Source organism: Actinomadura flavalba DSM 45200 (assembly GCF_000374305.1).
Taxonomy (GTDB): domain Bacteria; phylum Actinomycetota; class Actinomycetes; order Streptosporangiales; family Streptosporangiaceae; genus Spirillospora; species Spirillospora flavalba.
In genome coordinates this window covers 674,707-695,132 of sequence record NZ_KB894094.1, presented here as the reverse complement: position 1 = coordinate 695,132, position 20,426 = coordinate 674,707, and the positions used below count along the sequence as shown (strand labels likewise).

Here is a 20,426-nt window from a genome sequence, read left to right as displayed (position 1 = left end):
CCGGGGCGTCAGGTGCCGTGCCGAGCGGACGGCGTGAACTCCACGCGCAGCTCCTTGACGCCGTTGACGAAGTTGGACCGCAGCCGGCGGGCCGGGCCCGCCGGGCGGATGTCGGGCAGCCGGTCGAGCAGGGTGTCGAACAGGACGGCCAGCTCCAGCCGTGCCAAATGGGTGCCCAGGCAGAAGTGGGGCCCGCCGCCGCCGAAGCCCAGGTGCGGGTTCGGGTCGCGGCCGACGTCGAAGGTGAACGGGTCGTCGATGGCGCGTTCGTCGCGGTTGGCCGAGCCGTAGAACAGCACGACCTTGTCGCCCTTCCTGATCTCCCGGCCGCCGAGCACGGTGTCGGCGCGGGCGGTGCGGCGGAACAGGTTGATCGGGCTCGTCCAGCGGACGATCTCGTCCGGGGCGGTGCGCAGCAGGGACCGGTCGGCGCGCAGCCGCTCCCACTGGTCCGGGTGGTCGAAGAACGCCTGCATGCCGCCCGCCGAGCCGTTGCGGGTCGTCTCGTGCCCGGCGATGACGAGCATCAGCAGGAAGAGCTGGAACTCCTCACCGGACAGCCGGTCGCCGTTCTCGTCCGGCTGGAGCAGCGCGGTGGCGATGTCGTCGCGGGGGTCGGCGGTGCGCTCCTCGGCCAGCCGCGCCGCGTACGCCATCAGCTCACCGGCGAACCGGGCGGCCGCCTCCTGCGCGCCGTTCAGCTCGGGGTCCGCGAAGCCGATGATGCGGTTGGACCAGTCGCAGATGAGGTCGCGGTCGGTGACGGGCGCGCCGATGAGTTCGCAGATGACGTAGGCGGGCAGCGGGGCGGCGATGTCCGCGACGAAACAGGCGTTACCGCGCTCGGCGACGTCGTCGATCAGCTCGTTGCAGATGTCGCGGACATGCCCCTCCAGCTTCTTGATCATGCGCGGGGTGAAGCCCCGGTTCACCTTCGCCCGGTTCCGAGTGTGGTCGGGCGGGTCCTGGAACAGCATCGTCATGCCGTACAGGGCGATCTCGTCGTCGGTGAACTCCTCGTACATCGACGTGCGGACGTGGCTGGAGTAGAGCTGCGGGTTGCGGGAGACCTCGATGACGTCGGCGTGCCGGGTGACGGCCCAGAAGCCCGGGACGTCCGGGTACAGGTCGCGGTGCCAGTGGACGGGGTCGTGGTCGCGCAGCCGGCGGAACTGCTCGTGCGGGATGCCGCCCCGCTCGTAGACGCCGGGGTCGATGACGTCGATGTCCGAGGTGGTCGCTGGCGTGGAGGCAGGCATGTCGTCCTTCGTGCCGGGGGCTTCGGGACCGCGTCGCGCCACGCGGGCTCTCGGTGTTGCACCGATCGCTTGCTTGGGTTCGTTTCTAAGATGAGACTCCAGTCTCGTCAAGGGTCTCCGGGGTCAGACGAGGGTGCCGGGTCAGACACGTTCCAGGATCGTCGCGCTGGACAGGGCGCCGCCGCAGCACATCGTGACCAGCGCCGACGTCGCGTCCCGCCGCTCCAGCTCGTGCAGCGCCGTCGTGATGAGCCGCGCGCCCGTCGCGCCGACCGGGTGGCCGAGCGCGATGGCGCCGCCGTTGACGTTCACCCGGTCCATGTCCGGTTCGTGCACCGACGCCCACGACAGCACGACCGACGCGAACGCCTCGTTGATCTCGACCAGGTCCACGTCGCCGATCGCCATCCCGGCCCGGTCGAGCACCCGCCGCGTCGACTGGACCGGGCCGTCCAGGTGGTAGTACGGCTCCGCGCCCACGAGCGCCTGGGCGCGCAGCCGCGCGCGGGGGCGCAGGCCGAGCGCGCGGGCCCTGGCCTCGTCCATGACGAGGACGGCGGCGGCGCCGTCGGAGATCTGCGACGACGTCCCGGCCGTGTGCAGGCCGTCGCCCATCGCGGGCCGCAGCCGGGCCAGTCCCTCGACGGTCGTCTCCCGCAGGCCCTCGTCGCGGTCGACCACGCGGGTCTCGGTGGTCGGGTTGCCCTCGGCGTCCAGGACGGGCGCGTCCAGCGGGGCGATCTCGCGGTCGAACCGGCCGTCGGCCCGCGCCTTGGCGGCGCGCTGCTGGGAGCGGGCGCCGAACGCGTCCAGGTCGGCGCGGGTCAGGCCACGGCGTTCGGCGATGCGCTCGGCGGCGCCGAACTGGTGCGGCATGTCCAGCGACCAGTCGTCCGGGCGCGGGTTCGCCGGGAGCACGTTGGAGCCGAGCGGCGACCGGCTCATCACCTCGACGCCGCAGCCGACCGCGACGTCCACGACCCCCGCCGCGACCTGCGCCGCCGCCAGGTGGACGGCCTGCTGCGCCGAGCCGCACTGCGCGTCGAGCGTCGTCACGCCCGCCTGCCACGGCAGCCCCGCGTACAGCCACGCGTACCGGCCGACGTGCCCGCCCTGCTCGCCCGCCTGCGTCACGCACCCGGCGAAGACCTCCTCGACCTCCGCCGGGTCCAGCCCCGACCGGTCGAACAGGGCGTTCAGCGCGTGCGCCAGCACCGCCTGGGCCTTGAGCCCGGCGAGCGCGCCGCCGCGCCTGCCGATCGGGGTGCGCACCGCTTCGACGATCACCGGCGTGCCCATGGAGCCTCCCGGAGGGGGTGGAAATCGGCTTCGACTGTAACGCGTTCTAGTTTTTCCGGGAAGGTCACGCGTACCGGACGGGGAACGACTTCACGCCGTTCAGCCACGCCGACCGCAGCCGCGCCGGCTCGCCCGCCGCGCGGATGCCCGGCATCGCGTCCGCGATGGCGCCGAACATCAGCTCGATCTCCAGCCGGGCCAGGTTCGCGCCGATGCAGTAGTGCGCGCCGGTGCCGCCGAACCCCAGGTGCGGGTTGGGGGAGCGGGTCACGTCGAACTCGCCGGGACGGTCGAAGACCTCCTCGTCGAAGTTCGCCGAGCTGTAGTACATCGCCACCCGCTCGCCCGCGCGGACGGTGACGCCGCCCAGCTCCACGTCCCGCGTCGCCGTCCGCTGGAACGCGATCACCGGGGTCGCCCAGCGGACGATCTCGTCCGCCGCGCCCGCCGGGCGCTCGGCCCGGAACAGCTCCCACTGCCCGGGACGCTCCAGGAACGCGGCCATGCCGTGCGTGATGGCGTTGCGGGTCGTCTCGTTGCCCGCCACCGCCATGAGGATCATGAAGTAGCCGAACTCGTCGTCGGTGAGGCCGCGTCCGTCCACGTCGGCCTGGATCAGCTTGGTGACGATGTCGTGCGCCGGGCAGCCGCGCCGCTCCTCGGCCAGCTCCATCGAGTAGCCGATGATCTCGGCCGCCGCGCAGGCCGGGTCGCCCTCGTAGTCGGGGTCGTCGTAGCCGAGCATCTGGTTCGACCAATCGAACAGGCGGCCCCGGTCGCGCTGCGGCACGCCCATCAGCTCCGCGATCGCCTGGAGCGGCAGTTCGGCGGCGATCTCGGTGACGAAATCGCCCGCGTCCCCCTTGCGGCGCGCCTCGGCGACGATCCGCTCGGCCCGCTCGGTGAGCGCGTCGCGCAGGCCGTTGATGACGCGCGGGGTGAACCCGCGCGCGACGATCTGACGCAGCTTGGTGTGCTGGGGCGCGTCCAGGTTCACCAGCAGGTTGTTGCGCTGGACCTCCAGCTCGTCGTGCCCGAACGTCCCGTTGAACCGGATGATCGCCCCGTTGGCCTGCGACGAGTACAGCGCCGCCTCGCGGCTGATCTCCTTGACGTGCGCGTGCTTGGTGACGACCCAGAACCCGTCGTCGTCGAACCCCGTGACGCCGCGCGGCTGGGGGTTCCAGAAGGGCCGCGCGGTGGCCCGCAGCGCCGCGAACTCCGCGAGCGGAATCCGGTCGGCCATGAGGTCGGGGTCGCTGAAGTCGAATCCGTCCGGCACGACGGGGTGGGAGGTGGCGGTCATCGGCGCTGCTCCTGACGCTCGCGAACGGGCGATTCCCGCCACCGTAGAACGCGTTCTACCCTCCCTTCAAGGCAAATGAGACATGAGTCTCACCACATGTCTCACCCGCAGTCTCACGGTTGCTACTTGCGCCAGAAGATGTGGTGCGTCACGCCGCTGGGGCTCGGGACGACGTCCAGGTGGTAGCGGTCGCGCAGGTCGTCGGGGGAGTCCCACAGCTTGAGGCCGGTGCCGAGTTCGATCGGCGAGACGGCGACGTGCAGGGTGTCGACCAGGTCGGCGTCGAGGAACGCGCGGACCGTGGAGACGCCGCCGCCGAGGCGCACGTCCTTGCCCTGGGCCGCCTCCCGCGCCCGGTCGAGGACCGAGGCCGGGTCGCCCCGGACGAAGTGGAACGTGGTGTCGGACAGCGTGAACGACGGGCGTTCGTGGTGGGTCAGCACGAAGACCGGGGTGTGGAACGGCGGCTCGTCACCCCACCACCCCCGCCACTCGTGGTTCTCCCACGGGCCGCGCTCGGGGCCGAACTTGTTGCGGCCCATGATCTCCGCGCCGATGTTGTGGGAGAAGTCCCGCGTGAAGTAGTCGTCCAGGCCCCGGCTGCCGCCGGGCGCGGTGCGGTTCGGCCAGCTCGCCGTCGCCGTCGCCCACGTGACCATCGGGCCGGGGTCGACGTGCCCGAACGGCCGTTCCAGCGTCTGGTCGGCTCCGGCGCCGATGCCGTCGCTGGAGACGAAGAAGTTCTGCACCTTCAGTAGCTGCGTCATGCTCGTGTCCTCGCTGTTCCGGTTCAGTCCGTGACGATCTGCCAGAGGTGGCCGTCGGGGTCGGCGCAGGTGGCCGTGTACCCCCACGGTTGCCGGACGGGTTCGGCGAGGACGTCCCCGCCCGCCGCGCCGACCCGGCCCACCGCGCCGTCGACCTCGGCCTCGGACGCGACGGACAGGCTCAGCAGGCACTCGCTCGTCCCGGCGGGCGCCGCGGCCCGGTCGCCCAGCACCCAGCCGAACCCGCCGGTCGGGATGAACATCAGCACCGCCCCGTCCCCGAGCCGGAACTGCAACGGCTCGGGAACCCCGTCGTCGGCGGCCTCCCCGAACGCCTCGAACCCGAACGCGTCCCGGTAGAAGTCGTACGCGCGCCGCCGATCGGCGGTCGCCAAACTGATCACGAAGGGCCCGGCGAACACAGACATCCCAACACCTCTCTCACAAGAAACGACCACCCGTCCAGACCAGCCCTACCCACGAAACTCATCGCCCGCGCAGGTCGCCCGCTCCACCTGCCGCCTGTCGGAACGTAACGACAAAGGGCAAACGTTGCAGGTCGGGCATCGGGTGATCCGTATGCAGTTGTGCGCCGTTCGGGCTCTTTCTCGCCTGTTCGCCGGACGGGTCGCTAGTGTGCTGGGGGCAGGTTCGCGGGAGGGAAGGCAGACGTGCGAGGAGTGCTGCGCGGCGGAGCGCGGGGAGCGGTCGTCGCCGGGCTGGCGTTCGCGCTGACCGGCGCGGCGTGGCTCGCGCGGCCCGCGTCGATGCCGGGGCCCGTCGCGGACCGGCCCGCCGCCGCCCGGCCGGGGCCGCTCACCGCCGACGACCCGTTCCGCGGCTCGCCCGCCGCCGCGTACCGGGACGGCGAGTTCGGCATCGTCACCCCGAAGCCGCGCGCGATGGCGGGGTTCACCGCGCGTGAGGTCGCGCTCGCGTACTGGCACGTCCGCAAGATGATCTCCGCCGCGAACCTCGACCGCGGCGCCGTCTACGAGGGACGCCCCGACGCGCTCGCCGCCCTGCTCGAAGCCGAGCAGGGCGCGCTGCTGCGCGCCGACGCGTCGCGGCGCGCGTGGATCACCGCGTTCGCGCCGGGGTCCACCAGCGAGGCGAACCCGACCGTGAAGGTCAAGGGGACGATCACGTCGCGCGCCGCCGCGCACCACGGCGCCCCGGCCGTCCGCGTGCGGGGGCGGCACAACTTCGTCTACGCGGTCCGGCCGCCGTCGGGGAACGGGCCGGTGGCGCGCGTCGTCGTCCGCCGCGCCACCGACATCCTCATCTACCGGCAGGGCCCGGCCGTGAAGCTGTGGCTGCTGGACAGCGGGCACGCGGCGGCGGGCGTCCGCTGCGACGTCCCGGCGGGCGGGCTCGTCCCCGACTTCGCGCGCGGCGGGCGGCCCGGCGGCACCGTCGACCCGTACGACCTCAAGGCCGACGTCCCGGCCGGCTGCCGCCCGGTCTCACGCGTCTGACGGCGGCGTCCAGCGGGCCCCGGCGAACCGCGCGGCGGCGGCGCGGACGTCCGCCGGTGCCGCGCGCACGTTCCTCATCCGCGCCAGGACGGTCCATCCCCGCCCGCCCGCGCCCGGAACGCGCCGCGCCACCAGCGCCGCCGACCCCCGCCGCTCCCGCACGGTGATCTCCGCGACGTCGTCCCAGCGGAGCACGACCGCCCGCCCGTCCCCGCGCACCCGGACCCCCTCGGGCTCGAACCGCAGCTCCGCGGCCCGCGCCAGCCGCACGACCCCCCGCACCGCCTGAGCCCCGAACAGGACGATCAGCGGCGCGCACACCAGGACCGTCCGCCCCTGACTCCACCCCCCGGCCACCAGGAGATACACCAGCGCGGCCACGGCGATCCCCAACCCCGCGACCCCCACGCCCAGGTCCCCCCGAGCCCGCCGCTTGACCACCCGAAACACAACCCGCCCACCCACACCCCGCCCGCCGGATTCCCGCCCGTCCGCGTCGCGTGCGGTCATGTCCAGCCCGGCGGCGTCTCGCCCGGCCCCGCCCTGCCCGTCCCCGCGCTGCGCGGCCATGCCTTGCGCGGCCGTGTCCCGCGCGGGCATCTCCCGCCCGGCGCCGTTCCGCCCGGCCGCGTCCTGCGCGGCTGCGTTCCGCCCGGCCGTGTCGTGTGCGGGTTCCTCCAGTGTGGTCACGTCTCGGGCGGGTGCGTACGGCGTCGGCGTGTCGCGTGCGGTCGCGTCTCCGGGCGCGCTCCAGCCGCTCGCATCCGGTTCGCTCGCGTTCCGCTCGGCGGAGTCCCGCGTGGTCGCCGGGCCTGCGGGCGTCGGGCGCTCCGCCGCGTCGGCGCGGGGCGGGTGCGCGCCGGGCGCGGCCAGCCGTTCCACCAGCGCGGCGGGGCCGGGCCGCGCGTCCGGGTCCTTGGCCAGGCACGCGGCGACGACGTCGCGCAGCGACGCGGGCAGGCCGTCCAGGTCGGGTTCCCCGTGGACGACGCGGTACAGCAGCGCATGCGTCGGGCCCTCGCCGAACGGCGCGACGCCCGCCGCCCGGCACAGGACGACGCCGAGTGCGAACACGTCCGCCGCGGGCCCGGACGCGTCGCCGGTGACCTGCTCGGGCGCCATGTAGCCGGGCGTGCCCGCGCTCGCGCCCGTCCGCGTGAGGCTGGTGGCGTCCAGCGCGCGGGCGATGCCGAAGTCGATCACCCGGGGGCCGTCGGCGGCCAGGATGATGTTCGACGGCTTGAGGTCGCGGTGCGCGATCCCCGCCCGGTGCACCGCGTCCAGCGCCTCCGCCAGCCCGGCGCCGAGAGCGAGCAGACCGGCCTCGGGCAGCGGCCCGTCCAGGTCGAGCGCGTCGGCGAGCGACGGCCCGGCGACGTGCGCGGTGACGAGATAGGGCGGGTCGCCGTCGGGGTCGGCGTCCACGATCGGCGCGGTGTGGAACCCGCCGACGCGCCGCGCCGCGTCCACCTCGACGGCGAACCGGCGCCGGAACTCGGCGTCCCCGGCCAGCTCCGGCCGGATCACCTTCACCGCGACGGCCCGCCCGCCGGGCGACCGCCCGAGGAACACCGCGCCCATCCCGCCGCTGCCGAGGCGCCCCTCGATCCGGTACCGCCCGACCTGCTCCGGATCTACCGCGCCGAGCGCCTCCATGAACCGTCCTTCCACGCGAATCGGGGCCTTCCGCCCGTCCTACCGCGTGGCGCGACACCCGTATAAGCGACTCAGCCCACGATGATCGCCCCGGCTTTGTCTCCGCAGGCGAACCGGCCGCATGATCGCGCAATTCCCGGGAAGGACTCCTCGGACATCCTGACTTTGATCATGACGGGAGTAACGGATGTCGCACTGAATCACCGCGACCGCCGCGAATACGGCTGGCGCACCGGGTGCGCTGTCGGCAGGATGGGACGGACGTGCGTCGGCGCGCCGCCGGGCGGGGAGCCCCGGCATCGCGTACCGTCGGCCGGGTCAGATGCCATCGCTAGGACACAGCCATCTGCGCACGGTCTCACGGACGGCGAGCACGCGGCGCACAAAGATGGAGGCTCGTGTGGGACTGCGCAAGGCCGGTGCCTGGCTCGGCATCGTGGAAGAGGGCGACGTCATGGACCCCCATGACGATCGCTACCCCGGCGACGCCTTCGACGGCCCCGACGAGCCCGGCGACGCGATCTCCGGCCCCGAGGGCGTGCAGATCGCCATGGTGCGCCCGCAGACGTTCCTCGACGCGGCCACCGTCGGCGAGTATTTCCGCCAGGACCTTCCCGTCATCATCAACCTGTGCGACATGGAGGACGCCGACGCCAAGCGCATCGTCGACTTCGCGTCCGGCCTGATCCTCGGCCGCCAGGGCGACATCGCGCGCCTCTCGCGCCGCATCTTCCTCATCCTTCCGGCGAACTCCAACCTCATCACCGACCAGGGCACCCGCACCGACGAGGGCTTCTTCAACCAGGCGTGACGTGTTTCCTCCCGTCCTGTGCGGTGAGGAATGCCCGTGCGGGGCGGTGAGCCCCGGGCCGTGTGAGGCGGTCTGCGACGACTTGGGGAGGCACGCGGCATGAAGCGCGAGGACATGGAGCGCAAGAACGCCGAGACGCCCGGCGGCGACTACGTCAACGACGGGATTCTCGACCCCGCGCAGACGCTGGACGGCGAGCCCGGCGAGGACCCGCTCGACCGGGGCGTGACCGTCCCCGACCACTGGTCGACGGCGCAGCGCTACGGCACCACCGGCGACGAGCAGCGCGAGGGCGAGACTCTCGACCAGCTCCTCTGGGAGGAGGAGCCCGACCCGGCCCTGGACGTGGACGCCGAGTACACCGGCGCCGCCGAGCCCCGGGCCCGCCGGTTGGAGGCCGACGACGCCCGCGACGGCGAACCGGCCGCGTTCGACCTCGACGACGGCTCCGACGCGGGCCCCGAGGAGACCGCGATGACCGTCAAGGACGAGGACGACGCCGCCGATCTCGGCATCGTCGAGGAGGCCACGGCGGGCGAAACGCTCACCATGGCCGACTCCGACGCCGAACGCGACTTCGACCACGACCAGCTCCCGCACGGCAAGTCCCGCGAGGACGGCTGACCCCCGTGCCGCCCCCGCCGTCCGGGGGCGGCGCCGTGGTCCTCAGCCCGGGGCGTGGCCGAGGACGGCGAGGAAGGCCAGCGTCGCGGGGGACGGTGACGGCGCCGTCCAGACGAGGTGCTCGTTGCGCGTCGGTGCGCCGGAGACGCGGCGGACGGGCAGATCGGGATGGTGGGCGGCGTACGCCGACGGGAGCAGCGCGACGCCCATGCCGCGCCGGACCAGGTCGGCCAGCAGCGTGCCGCTGGTGACCTCCATGACGACGTCGCGGCGGACGCCCGCCGCCGCGAACGCCTGGTCGGACTGGACGCGGCCCGCCGTCCCGGCCGGGAAGTCCAGGAACGGCTCGTCCGCGAGGTCGGCGAGCGTCAGGGGCCCGGCGGTGGCCTCCGGATGGCCCGGGGGCGTGATCAGCACGTGCTCGTCGCGGGCGAGGATCGTGCCGTGGACGCCGCCGGGGTTCGCGCCGGGCGCCAGGCCGAGGAAGGCGGCGTCCAGGACGCGTTCGCGGACCTGGACGAGCATCGGGTCGCTGCCGCCGGTGCGGACGGTGACGCGGACCTGCGGATGGCGGGCGCGGTAACGCTCCAGGACGTCGGGCAGATCGACGGCCGCCATGGTCGGGATGACGCCGACGGCGAGGCGCCCGCGCACCTCGCCGGTCGCGGCGGCGACCTCGGCGCGGGCCCGGTCGGCCGCCTCCAGGGCCTGCCGGGCAGCGGGCAGGAACGCGCGTCCCGCCGGGGTGAGGCGGACGCTGCGGCTGGTGCGGTCGAACAGCCGGGCGCCGAGTTCGCGTTCGAGCTTGGCGATCTGGTGGCTCAGCGCCGACTGCACGACCTGGTGGTGCTCGGCGGCGCGGGTGAAGCCGCCCGTCTCGGCGACGGCGACCACGTACCGCATCTGCTGGAGGTCCATGCGATCCATCGTGCTTCACGATGGATGGGATGAACAACATGTGTTGGACTCATGGATCAGTCCGGCACCAAGCTGGGCACCATGACGAACACGACGGTCCGGGACGTACCGGCTCCCGCGCGGGGGCTCACACGCGGCCTCCTCCTGCTGATGTCGGTCGCGACGGGACTGTCCGTGGCGGGCAACTACTTCGCGCAGCCCCTCCTCGACCTGTTCCGGCACGAACTGAACCTCGGCCCCGCGATGGCCGTCCTCATCGTCACCGCCGCGCAGGTCGGCTACGCGCTCGGGCTGCTGCTGCTCGTCCCGCTCGGTGACCTGCGGGAGCGGCGCGGCCTGGCCGTCGGGCTCTTCGGCGCGACCGCCGTGTTCCTCATGGTGTCGGCGGCTGCCGTCAATCCGCTCATGCTGTTCGTCGGCACCGCGCTGACGGCGCTGACGTCGGTGGCCGCGCAGGTCATCGTCCCGTTCGCGGTGACGCTCGCCGCACCCGCCGAGCGCGGGCGCGTGATCGGGACCGTCATGAGCGGGCTGCTCGTCGGCTCGCTGCTGGCCCGCACCGCGTCCGGCGGGCTCGCCGAACTCGGCGGGTGGCGGACCGTCTACTGGGTGAACGCGCTGCTGATGGCACTCGTGGCGCTGCTGCTGTGGCGGCGGCTGCCGACGCTGTACACGCCCGTCGCGCTGTCGTACCCGGCGCTGCTGCGCTCGACGGCGTCGCTGCTGCGGACCGAACCCGTCCTGCGCCGCCGCGCCGCGATGGGCGCCCTCGGGCTCGGGTCGTTCAACATGTTCTGGACGGCCGTGACGTTCCTGCTCGCCGGGCGGTACGGCTGGGGCGAGGCCGCGATCGGCCTGCTCGGCCTCATCGGCATCGCGGGCGCCGTCGCCACCCCCTACGCGGGACGCCTCGCCGACCGCGGCCACGTCCAGCGCCTCACCGGCCTCGCCGCCGCCGGTCTCACCGTCGCCTGGCTCCCGCTGCTGCTCGGCTCCCGCTCGCTGGCCTGGCTCATCGTCGGCGCGGTGGCGCTGAACGTCGCGCAGTCGGTGCTCCTCAACGCCAACCAGAACGTCATCTACGCCCTCAACCCCGACATCCGCAACCGCCTGAACTCGGCGTTCATGACGTCGTTCTTCGTCGGCGGCGCCGCAGGCTCCGCCCTCACCGCCGCCCTCTGGCCCCGCTGGGGCTGGCCGGGCATCACCCTGATCGGCGCCACCCTCGCCGCCGCAACCTTCACCCTCTGGCTGACCGACCGCCGCCCACCCCGCCCAAACGCGAAGTAACCCTCCCGACACAGACCCTCGCGCCCAGCGCGGAGCGCTGCCCTACGAAGGGGGCACGCCGACCGACCGCAGGCCGAGACGACCGGGCGCGGAACAGCGCTCGCGAGGCGGGCCTGTTCGTGCGCAGCGCGAGCGCTGTCCTGCGACGCAGACGCAGACGTTGACCGACCGCCGTCCGAGCCGACCGCGTGGGTAGGGCGCGCCCGGCGCGGGCCTGCTCGTGCGCTGCGCGGAGCGTTGCCTTCCGAAGGAGCACGCCGACCGACCGCAGGTCGAGACGGCCGGGCGTGGAGCAGCGCCTCCGACGCGGGCCTGTCCGTGCGCTGCGGCGTGCCGTCCTGCGGACGCGGACGCTGACTGACCGCCGTCCGAGCGTGGGTAGCGCTTCCGGCGCGGGCCTATCTGCGCGCCGCGCGGAGTGCCTGCCCGCCGAACGCAGCACGCTGACCGACCGTTCGTCGTGGTGGGTGCCGGGTGGGTTCGCCGGGGTCAGCCGAAGGTGAGGCGGTCGTACCAGAAGTGGTAGAAGGCGGCGTCGCCGAGGACTTGTACGGCTTCGTTGTCGGCGGGGAGGCGGCGGTACGTGGTCAGGAAGAGGTCGGTGACGGGTGCGCGGACGGCGACGGCGGCCTTGGCGTGGTCGGGGCGCCAGGTGATCGTCTTGCCGGTGAGGTCGAGGAGCCATTCGGCCTCAGTGTCGGTGGCGTGCAGGTGGACGGTGCGCCCGGGGCCGAGGAGTTCCTTCTTGCGGGGGTCGCCCAGCACGAACGGCAGCGTGAGGAAGTCGAAGAGCTCGTCGATGCCGTCCGCGGCGACGGCGGCGTCGACGGTGAAGTCGGCGCCGTTCGCGAGGAAGGCGTCCGCGCGGTGCACGACGGTCTCGAACGTCATGCGGCGGGCCCAGTACGCTGACGCACCGGGGCCCGCCCACGTCCAGACGGGCCGGTCGGGCCCGGCGTTCCGCAACGTCTCGGCCAGCCGCCCGGCCCCGTCGAGCAGCCAAGCCGCGTGTCCGGCCAGGTCGTCGGGCGCGTCGTGGCGCACCGTCGGCGGGGGCTCGCTCGCCCCGGTCCGCACGATCGTCTCCGCCCACCGATGCGCGACCCCTACATGCCGCACCACCGTGCGCAGCGTCCATCCGGGACACGTCGGAACGGGCGTCCGCCCATCCGCCCCGTCCAGCACCGCGGCGAGCAGCCCCGCCTGAAGCACGATCTCCCCGCAATACCGCTCAAACGCCAACGCCATACCCCCAACCTAAACGCTCACCCCCGCCCCGAGCGCGCGCGGCGGGCCAGGTGGGCCACAGCGAGCGTGGCGACGCAGGGCCGCACGTTGGCGGTCGGCTCGCGTCTCATCAGCCCTGCGATGACGTCGTCCAGAACGATCACTCGAAGTCTGCGCCGCGAGGTCGTTCGTCGCGCGGGAGAAGATCCGGTTCTGTGCCGTTCAGTCCGCCGAAGCGTCGGAGCAGGGCGGTCGCGAGATTGTCGCCGTCCTCGGGCTCGCGGACGGCGTCGGTCAGGATGACCCGGATCTCCGCCTCCATCGAACGACCATGGCGCGCCGCGCGGCGGCGCAGTCGTCGCTGTACCTCATCGTCCAGATTCGTCACGCTGACCGCTGCCATGGACACCTCCCTTTGTCAGTAACGCTCGGCGGGTCTCACGAGCAGGCGCTTATAGGCGGGGACGAGGACGTTGCGGGCGGGGGTGCGGGAGGTGATCTCGTAGGGGCGGCCGTCGGCGTGGACGGTTTCGAGCATGGCGGTGATCTGGTGGCGTGCCACGGCGGCGCCGAGGCAGAGGTGGCGGCCGGCGCCGAACCAGAGTTGGCGGGTCTCGGGTGGCGGCGGGCGGTGCAGGTCGAAGGGGCCCGCGAGGTTGGTCGCGTGGCGGACCAGGAGGACGACGCGGTCGCCCGCGCGCACGGCGCGCCCCGCCAGCACGGTGTCGCGGGCGACGTGGCGGCCGATGATCGGGGCCGGGGCGGCGACGCGCAGGCCCTCGCGGACGGCGTCCGGGCGCAGCGACGGGTCGGCCAGCAGCGCGTGCTGCCCGCCGGTGTCGTGCAGCAGCGCGACCGTGCGGGACGTCCCGGACGCGCCCGTCTCGGTGCCCGCGATGACGAGCAGCGTCGCGAGCCCCGTCGCCATCGGCAGGCCGAGGCCCAGTTCGCGGCAGCGGCCCAGGAGCGTGTCGGACCCGCCGGTGCGGTAGGCGTCCGGCACACCGGCGGTGATCTCGGCGACGACGGCGCGCGCCCGCTCCAGCGTCCCGGACGCGAGGTGCGTCGAGGCCGTGGTGCCGAGCGCGAGCGACGCCAGCCGTTCCCCGGCGGCGAAGAGCCGCGCGTACACGGTGTCCGGACGGTCGGACGGCAGCCCGAGCAGGTCGGCGACGAGCCGTCCGGCCAGGACGCGCGCCGCCCCGGCGACGTCCACGGTCTCCCCGGCCCGCAGCCGTGCCGCGAGCCGCGCGTGGTGTGCGCCCTGCGCGCGGGTGACGAGCGTGCGTGCGGCCTCCTCGGTGAACAGGTCACGGACGTGCGTGCGGATCTCGACATGCCGGGCGCCGCCGAAGAACTCCGCCATCTCCGGCCCGAAGAGCTGCGTCCACAGGTGCCCGACGCCGCCCTCCCCGGTCATCGTGAACACGGCCCCGTCGTTGAGCACCTGCCGCGCCACCACGGGATCGGCGACGACCCACCCGATCCGTGGCACCCGCGTGACGGCCCCGAGCCCCCGCCCGGCGGCCAGCAACGCGAACAACCCCCGATTCCCCGCCCAGAGCAACCGATCCTCATGCGTCAGCCCCGACGCGCCCCTCCCACCCGGCCCCCCGCCGAACCCCACCGCACGCCGCCACCCCCGGGCGGCGTCACCCCCGGCGGAGTACCCGCCCCCGGCGGGGCGTGCCGCAGGCGGCCCCGGTTCAGGGGCCACGAGCGCGTGCGGGCCGGGCACGTGCGGGCCGGGCACGTGCGGGCCAGGCGTGTGCGGGCCGGATACCTGCGGGCTGGGCGCCTGCGGGCCGGGTGTGTGTGGGCCGGGCGCCTGCGGGCTGGATGCGTGCGAACTGGGCGTGTGTGAGCCGGGCGCCTGCGGGCCGGGCGCGTATGGGCCGGGCGCCTGCGGGCTGGATGCGTGTGTACCGGGCGCCTGCGGGCCGGACGCGTGCGAACTGGGCGTGTGCGGGCCGGGCGCCTGCGGGTCGGATGTGAGCGGGCCGGACGTGTGTGGGTCGGGTGTGCCTTGGCCGGATACCTGCGGGCTGGGCGCCTGCGGGCCGGGTGCGTGTGGGCCAGGCGTGTGCGGGCCGGACGCCTGCGGGCAGCGCGCCTGGGGACCGGATGTGCCTGGGCTGGGCGTGTGCGGGCCGGATGTGTGCGGGCCGGGCGCTTGTGGGTGGGGTGTTTTGGGGTGGGTGGTGGGCGGTGGGGTGCAGGTGGGTGGCGGGGGAGGGTCGTTGTCGGGTGGTGTGGGCACGGGACGAGTCTGGTGGGTCGCTCGGGTGCAGGTCACAGGTGGGGTACTCAATTCGGGCGAGTGCTGATACTCAGGGTGAAGCGGGCTACTGTGCGCGGTGGTACGTGCGTCCGGGCGCGCTGCCGGGGCGCGGGTGCGTCCGGGCAGGGTGCAGGGACACGGCCGTACCGCATGACGTACCAGGGGGTCCCCGGCATCATGAGAGCCCGTATCAGCGCCGTCGCGGCGCATCTGCCCGCCGCGACGCTGACCAGCGCGCAGGTGGAGGAGCGGGTCGCCGCGAGCGGCCCCTACCGGCCGCATCCGACGATCGTCGAGCGGATGACGGGCATCCGCACCCGGCACGTGCTGCCCGACGACGAGCAGGCGTCCGACCTGGCCGTCCACGCGGCGCGGGCCGTGCTGGCCGAACGCGACCTGGACCCCGCCGCGCTCGACCTGCTGATCTTCGGCTCGGCCTCGCAGGACCTCATCGAGCCCGCCACCGCGCACATCGTCGCCGCGAAGCTCGGCGCGACCTGCCCGGTGTTCGACGTCAAGAACGCGTGCAACTCCTTCCTCAACGGGCTCCAGACCGCCGACGCGCTGATCCGCACCGGGCAGGCCGAACGGGCGCTGGTGTGCACGGGGGAGAGCCCGTCGCGGGCGATCCGCTGGAGCGTCGCCGACCGGGCGGCGTTCGTGGACGCGTTCGCCGGCTACACGCTCTCGGACGCGGGCGCCGCCGTGCTCGTCGAGGCGGCCCCGGACGGCGGCGTCTTCTACCGCGACTTCGCCGCCGTCTCGGCGGCCTGGCGGGTCGGCACGCTGCCGGGCGGCGGCTCCATGCACCCCCGCGACCCCGACTACACCTACTTCAGCGGCGACGGCCGCAGGCTCAAGGACGTGTTCGTCGGCGAGGGCCCGGAGATCTTCCTGACGGCACTGGAGAAAACGGGCCTGACCTGGGACGACTTCGCCGTGGTAGCTGTTCACCAGGTCACCATGCCCTACCTGGAACTCCTCCGGAGCCTCCTCGGCATCCCTGTGGATAACCTCGTCATCACCCTCCCCGACCACGGCAACGTCGCGTCCGCGAGCCTCCCGCTCCAGCTCGCCACCGCGTGCGCGCAGGGCCGCTGCGGCCCCGGCGACAAGGTCGCGCTGATCGGCCTGGCGGGCGGCGTCAGCCTCGGCGTGACGTTCCTGGAGCTGTGATGCGGCTCTGGATCGTCGTCCCCGCCTACAACGAGGAGAGGTCGATCGCCGCGACGCTGGAACGCCTCGCCGCGCAGACCGACCCCGACTTCACCGCGCTCGTCGTCGACAACGCCAGCGTCGACGCCACCGTCTCCGTCGTGCACGCGTTCGCCGCCGCGCATCCCAAGCTCGACCTGCGCATCGTCGGCGAACTGGACAAGGGCACCGGTTCCGCCGCCGACACCGGCATGCGGCACGCGATCCGCGCCGGCGCCACCCACCTCGCCCGCACCGACGCCGACTGCCTGCCCGCCCCCGAGTGGGTCGCGGCCGTCAAGCGCGGTTTCGACGACGGGCTGGAGATGGTCAGCGGCCCGCTGCGCCCGCGCACCGACGAGTTCCCGCTCAAGCTGTGGGAACGCCGCCTGCTGCCCGCCGTCGTGGAGCTGGCCGCCCTGTTCGGACGGTTCCGTCCCGGCAACCAGGACCCGCTGTACCTCGGCCCGTACGTGATGATGCCCGGCTGCAACATGGCGATCACCGCGTCCCTGTACGAGCGCGCGGGCGGGTTCCCGCGCACCCGCATCGAGGACGTCCACGAGGACCGGGCGCTGGTCAACCGCGTCCGGTACCTGACGTCCGCCTACGGGCTGCGCAAGGACGTCGTCGTGTACGGGTCGGTCCGGCGGCTGCGGGCGTTCGGGCTGGTCCGGACGCTCGGCTGGTACGCCGACCACCGCTACCGGCCCGACGTCGTGGACGTCCGGTGAACTGGGAACGCCGCCTCTACCTGGCCGCCCACCCCGTCGCGTACCCGCTGGTGCGCGGGCTGGGCCGGGCGGGGCCCGTGGTGCGGGTGCCGGGCGTCGGCGTCGTGGTGAACGACGCGAAGGTCGCGCGGGACGTCCTCATGGACGGCGACACCTTCCGCAAGGACGGCCCCGGCGCGCCCGGCGAGCTGTGGACGCCCGTGCTCGGCCCGTCGGTCCTGCTCAACATGGAGGGCGCGGCGCACCGGACGCTCCGCCGCAAACTGACCGGGCTGTTCACGCCCGCGTCCACCGACGCGCTGGTCGCCGAGTACCTCGCGGGGCCGCGCGCCGAGCTGACGAGGCGCCTGGAACGCGGCGAACCGGTCGATCTCGTGGACACCATGAAGGTCATGGCCGGAACCGTGATCGGCGCGGTGATCGGCCTTGAATCCGGCGACTACCGGGGCCTGTTCGAGCAGGGCGAGCGCGTCGTCGGCATGGTGTCGCTGCGCACCCGGCGGCTGTCGCCCGCGCAGGTGGCGCGGGCGCGCGCCGTCCTGGACCCGCTGGGCGACATTGCCGCCGCGTCCTACGCGTCCGGTGACGACACGACGGTCATGGGCCGGATGCGGTCGCTCGGCCTGTCGGCGGACGAGGCGCGCGGCGCGGCCGGGGCGTTCTTCCTCACCGGCACCGAGACGGTCGCGACGCTCGTCCCGCGCCTGGTCGCGCTGCTGCACGACACCGGGACGCTCGCCCGCGTCGCCGCCGACCGGTCGCTGCTGGACGCGGCGATCGACGAGGCCATGCGCGTCACCACGCCGACACCGGTGATGCTGCGCAGCGTCCACGCCCCGGCGAGGCTGGCGGGCCGCCGCGTCCGGCCGGGGGACCGGGTGCTGATCGCGACGCACAACTGCTGCCGCGCCCTCGGCCCGTTCGACCTGGACCGTCCGCATCCGCCGGAGATGCGGCGCCTCTGGTTCGGCGCGGGGCCGCACTTCTGCCTCGGCTACCCCCTCGCGCAGAGCGAGATCCGCGCCGTGATGACGACGCTCCTGGACGCGGCCCCGCTGGAGATCGTCCGCCGCACCGCCGCGCGGAACGTCCTCATCCCGACCTACCGGACGTTCACCGTCCGAAAGGGGGCACCGGAATGAGTCTCGTGCGGCGCCTGCTCGACCAGGCGGCGGCGACGCCCGACGCCGTGGCGCTCGTCGCGGCCGACGGGAGCGAGCTGGCCTACGGCGACCTGCGGCGGCGGGTGCTGGCCGTCCGGCACGGGCTGCTGGACGCCGGACTGGAGGCCGGGGACGGGGTGCTGTTCTCGGTGCGGCCATCGGCGGAGTCGCTGGTGCTGGCGCTCGGAGTCGTGGCGGCGGGCGGCGTCGTCGTGTTCGCCGACCCGGGCGCCGGGCCGGAGATGTTCACGGCGCGGCTGGCGCTGGCGAAACCGCGCTGGTCGGCGGCGGAGGCGGTGGTGTACGCGGGGAGCCGGGTGGCGCCCGTCCGGGCGTACGCGCGGCGGCGCGGGCTGCTGCTGCCGAACCTCGCGGAACTCCCGGTGCACGGGCACGTCTACACCGGGCGGTGGCTGCCCGGAGTGCCGCGCGGGGCGCTGCCGTACGCCGCGCTGGAGCGCGGCCCCGCGCCCGAACCGGACACCGACCCCGACCCGGACGCCCCGGCCGCCGTGATCTTCACGTCGGGGACGACGGCGAAGCCGCGCGCCGTCGTCCACACGCAGACGTCGCTGGCCGCCGCGCTCGACCTGTTCCGGGCGCGGCTCGCACTCGAACCCGGCGACATCGTGCACACCGACCAGCTCATGCTCGGCCTGCCGACGCTGATCGCCGGTGCCCGCTGGTCGCTGCCGCCGCTGGGCGGCACCCCGGAGCGGTTCGCCCGGGACCTGGAGATGCGCGGCGCGACGCACACGTTCTGCGTCCCGGTGCACCTCGCGGAGATCCTGGACGTCGCGCCGCGCCTGCCCGACGCGCTGCGGTACGTCCTGCTCGGCGCGGCTCCGGCGCCCGCCGCGATCCTGCGCCGCGCCGTCGCCGCCGCCCCGGCCGCCGAGGTCCTGTCGGTGTACGCGATGACCGAGATCCTGCCGGTCGCGATCGCGTCCGCGCGCGACAAACTCGCCCACACCGGACCCGGCGACCTGCTGGGAGCGCCGCTCACCGACGTCGCGTTCACCGACGACGGCGAACTCCTGCTCGCCGGACCCAGCCTCTGCCGGGGCTACCTCGGGGACCCGCCCCTCACCCGGCTCGCGACCGGCGACCTGGCCCGGCTGGAGAACGGACGTCTCGTCCTGGACGGCCGCAAGAAGGACATGCTGATCCGGGGCGAGTTCAACCTCTACCCGGGCCTGTACGAACCGGCGATCAACGCGCTGCCGGGCGTCACGGAGGCCGCCTACGCCGGGGTTCCCGACCCGGACACCGGGGACGAGGAGGTCGTCCTCGCCTACGTCGGCGACGCCGACCCGGACGCGCTGCGCCGCGCCCTGCGCGACGTCCTCGACCACGACGCCCTGCCCGACCGCGTCGTCCGCGTCCCCGACCTGCCGCGCTCGGGCCGGGGCCGCAAACTCGACCGTGCCGCACTCGCCGAAAGGTTCTCCCCATGAGAGTCGCCGTGACCGGAGCGTCCGGATTCGTCGGCGGCGCGGTCTGCCGCGCCCTGACCGCCACCGGCGCCACCGTCCACGCCTACGGCCGCCGCCTCCAGCCCCCCGACGGCCACCTGGACGGCGCCCCCTACCGTCCGTGGGACATCACGACCGGCCCGCTCCCGGACCCGCCCGGCGTCGACGCCGTCGTGCACTGCGCGGGCAGCGTCACCGACTGGGGCCCGGCCGAGGCCCTGTTCGCGACGAACCACACCGGCACCCGCAACGTCCGCGACACGTGGCCGTCCGCCCGGTTCGTCCACATCAGCACCGCGAGCGTCTACGACCCGTACCGCCCGCAGGTGATGGCCCGCGAGTCCGAGGCTCCGGTGGGCCGCTACCTCAACGCCTACGGCGCATCGAAGGCGGCGGCCGAACGCGCCGCCCTCACGCACGAGAACGCGGTCATCCTCCGCCCCCACGCCGTCTACGGCCCCGGCGACACGACGCTCCTGCCCCGCGTCCTGTCCTCGGTGCGAGGCCGCTACCTCCCCGCCGTGGGAACCGGCCACCAGCACATCAGCCTGACGTCGATCACGAACCTCGCAGCAGCCTGCCTAGCGGCCCTGACGTCCCCACTCGGCACCTACAACATCACCGACGCCGAACCGATCACCCTGGACGAAGCCCTACGCGCGATCCTGAAAGAACGCAACATCAACGCCCGCCCGATCTACCTCCCACAAGCCCCGGCAAAGGCCCTGGCAACAGCGATAGAAGGCACCTTCCTCCTGACAAACCGCCCCAACCCCCCACGCCTCACCCGCTACGCCCTCAGCCACCTAGCGGTAGAACGCACCCTGGACATCACCAACGCCCGCACCTACCTCCCCTACCACCCAACCCCCACCGACTTCACCGGCGCCGCGAACTGGTGACGCACATGCGATGAGGGCGTTGCACCCGCCGAGACGATGCGG

General features: G+C 73.9%; 19 protein-coding genes. 9 read left to right on the top strand and 10 right to left on the bottom strand.

Annotation, left to right across the window (positions count from 1 at the left end; genetic code table 11):
• Positions 1 to 8: 8 nt before the first annotated feature.
• From C229_RS0112770 to C229_RS0112750, 5 genes are all read right to left on the bottom strand, one after another.
• Positions 9 to 1,259 (bottom strand): cytochrome P450, encoded by a 1,251-nt coding sequence (locus C229_RS0112770; protein ID WP_026313728.1) that lies wholly within the window; start codon positions 1,257 to 1,259, stop codon positions 9 to 11.
• 141 nt (positions 1,260 to 1,400) lie between these two features.
• On the bottom strand, positions 1,401 to 2,558 hold the full coding sequence (locus C229_RS0112765; RefSeq protein ID WP_018655470.1) for a steroid 3-ketoacyl-CoA thiolase: 1,158 nt from the start codon (positions 2,556 to 2,558) through the stop codon (positions 1,401 to 1,403).
• A gap of 64 nt (positions 2,559 to 2,622) precedes the next feature.
• Positions 2,623 to 3,864 carry a cytochrome P450 gene (locus tag C229_RS0112760; protein WP_018655469.1) on the bottom strand — a complete coding sequence of 414 codons (1,242 nt, stop codon included), beginning with the start codon at positions 3,862 to 3,864 and terminating at the stop codon, positions 2,623 to 2,625.
• A gap of 122 nt (positions 3,865 to 3,986) precedes the next feature.
• The gene (locus C229_RS0112755; RefSeq protein ID WP_018655468.1) at positions 3,987 to 4,631 is read right to left on the bottom strand and encodes a dihydrofolate reductase family protein; all 645 of its coding nucleotides are present in this window, start codon (positions 4,629 to 4,631) and stop codon (positions 3,987 to 3,989) included.
• 23 nt (positions 4,632 to 4,654) lie between these two features.
• The gene (locus C229_RS0112750; protein ID WP_026313727.1) at positions 4,655 to 5,059 is read right to left on the bottom strand and encodes a VOC family protein; all 405 of its coding nucleotides are present in this window, start codon (positions 5,057 to 5,059) and stop codon (positions 4,655 to 4,657) included.
• Positions 5,060 to 5,302: 243 nt separating this feature from the next.
• Here C229_RS0112750 and C229_RS0112745 point away from each other — a divergent pair, with 243 nt between their 5' ends.
• On the top strand, positions 5,303 to 6,109 hold the full coding sequence (locus C229_RS0112745; protein WP_155884775.1) for a hypothetical protein: 807 nt from the start codon (positions 5,303 to 5,305) through the stop codon (positions 6,107 to 6,109).
• Here C229_RS0112745 and C229_RS34930 read toward each other — a convergent pair.
• Positions 6,098 to 7,765 (bottom strand): serine/threonine-protein kinase, encoded by a 1,668-nt coding sequence (locus tag C229_RS34930; RefSeq protein ID WP_051108948.1) that lies wholly within the window; start codon positions 7,763 to 7,765, stop codon positions 6,098 to 6,100. The genes C229_RS0112745 and C229_RS34930 overlap by 12 nt on opposite strands.
• 400 nt (positions 7,766 to 8,165) lie before the next feature.
• On the opposite strand from C229_RS34930, the gene C229_RS0112735 reads away from it, so the two are divergent.
• Together C229_RS0112735 and C229_RS32805 are read left to right on the top strand one after the other, a co-directional pair.
• The gene (locus C229_RS0112735) at positions 8,166 to 8,576 is read left to right on the top strand and encodes a cell division protein SepF (protein ID WP_018655465.1); all 411 of its coding nucleotides are present in this window, start codon (positions 8,166 to 8,168) and stop codon (positions 8,574 to 8,576) included.
• A gap of 99 nt (positions 8,577 to 8,675) precedes the next feature.
• Positions 8,676 to 9,200, top strand: coding sequence for a hypothetical protein (locus C229_RS32805; protein WP_018655464.1), 525 nt, complete (start codon positions 8,676 to 8,678; stop codon positions 9,198 to 9,200).
• A gap of 42 nt (positions 9,201 to 9,242) precedes the next feature.
• Here C229_RS32805 and C229_RS0112725 read toward each other — a convergent pair whose 3' ends face one another.
• On the bottom strand, positions 9,243 to 10,118 hold the full coding sequence (locus C229_RS0112725; protein ID WP_018655463.1) for a LysR family transcriptional regulator: 876 nt from the start codon (positions 10,116 to 10,118) through the stop codon (positions 9,243 to 9,245).
• Between the two features lie 81 nt (positions 10,119 to 10,199).
• Between C229_RS0112725 and C229_RS0112720 the strand changes: the two genes are divergently transcribed.
• Positions 10,200 to 11,408 (top strand): MFS transporter, encoded by a 1,209-nt coding sequence (locus tag C229_RS0112720; RefSeq protein ID WP_051108961.1) that lies wholly within the window; start codon positions 10,200 to 10,202, stop codon positions 11,406 to 11,408.
• 489 nt (positions 11,409 to 11,897) lie between these two features.
• Here C229_RS0112720 and C229_RS0112715 read toward each other — a convergent pair whose 3' ends face one another.
• From C229_RS0112715 to C229_RS30330, 3 genes are all read right to left on the bottom strand, one after another.
• The gene (locus C229_RS0112715; RefSeq protein ID WP_026313725.1) at positions 11,898 to 12,656 is read right to left on the bottom strand and encodes a maleylpyruvate isomerase family mycothiol-dependent enzyme; all 759 of its coding nucleotides are present in this window, start codon (positions 12,654 to 12,656) and stop codon (positions 11,898 to 11,900) included.
• 139 nt (positions 12,657 to 12,795) lie between these two features.
• Positions 12,796 to 13,038 carry a FitA-like ribbon-helix-helix domain-containing protein gene (locus tag C229_RS0112705; RefSeq protein ID WP_026313724.1) on the bottom strand — a complete coding sequence of 81 codons (243 nt, stop codon included), beginning with the start codon at positions 13,036 to 13,038 and terminating at the stop codon, positions 12,796 to 12,798.
• A gap of 15 nt (positions 13,039 to 13,053) precedes the next feature.
• Positions 13,054 to 14,178 carry a cytochrome P450 gene (locus C229_RS30330; RefSeq protein ID WP_018655458.1) on the bottom strand — a complete coding sequence of 375 codons (1,125 nt, stop codon included), beginning with the start codon at positions 14,176 to 14,178 and terminating at the stop codon, positions 13,054 to 13,056.
• Between the two features lie 888 nt (positions 14,179 to 15,066).
• On the opposite strand from C229_RS30330, the gene C229_RS0112695 reads away from it, so the two are divergent.
• From C229_RS0112695 to C229_RS0112675, 5 genes are read left to right on the top strand one after another with little or no spacing between them, the layout of a single operon-like run.
• A complete protein-coding gene (locus C229_RS0112695) occupies positions 15,067 to 16,092 on the top strand; it encodes a 3-oxoacyl-ACP synthase III family protein (RefSeq protein ID WP_018655457.1) in 1,026 nt (341 codons plus the stop codon).
• Positions 16,092 to 16,844, top strand: coding sequence for a glycosyltransferase family 2 protein (locus C229_RS0112690; RefSeq protein ID WP_018655456.1), 753 nt, complete (start codon positions 16,092 to 16,094; stop codon positions 16,842 to 16,844). The genes C229_RS0112695 and C229_RS0112690 overlap by 1 nt, the downstream gene beginning before the upstream one ends.
• Complete coding sequence (locus tag C229_RS0112685) at positions 16,841 to 17,986, top strand: cytochrome P450 (protein ID WP_018655455.1); 1,146 nt, start codon at positions 16,841 to 16,843, stop codon at positions 17,984 to 17,986. The genes C229_RS0112690 and C229_RS0112685 overlap by 4 nt, the downstream gene beginning before the upstream one ends.
• A complete protein-coding gene (locus C229_RS0112680; protein WP_051108947.1) occupies positions 17,983 to 19,464 on the top strand; it encodes a class I adenylate-forming enzyme family protein in 1,482 nt (493 codons plus the stop codon). The genes C229_RS0112685 and C229_RS0112680 overlap by 4 nt, the downstream gene beginning before the upstream one ends.
• Positions 19,461 to 20,384 carry an NAD-dependent epimerase/dehydratase family protein gene (locus C229_RS0112675; protein ID WP_026313721.1) on the top strand — a complete coding sequence of 308 codons (924 nt, stop codon included), beginning with the start codon at positions 19,461 to 19,463 and terminating at the stop codon, positions 20,382 to 20,384. The genes C229_RS0112680 and C229_RS0112675 overlap by 4 nt, the downstream gene beginning before the upstream one ends.
• Positions 20,385 to 20,426 lie beyond the last annotated feature (42 nt).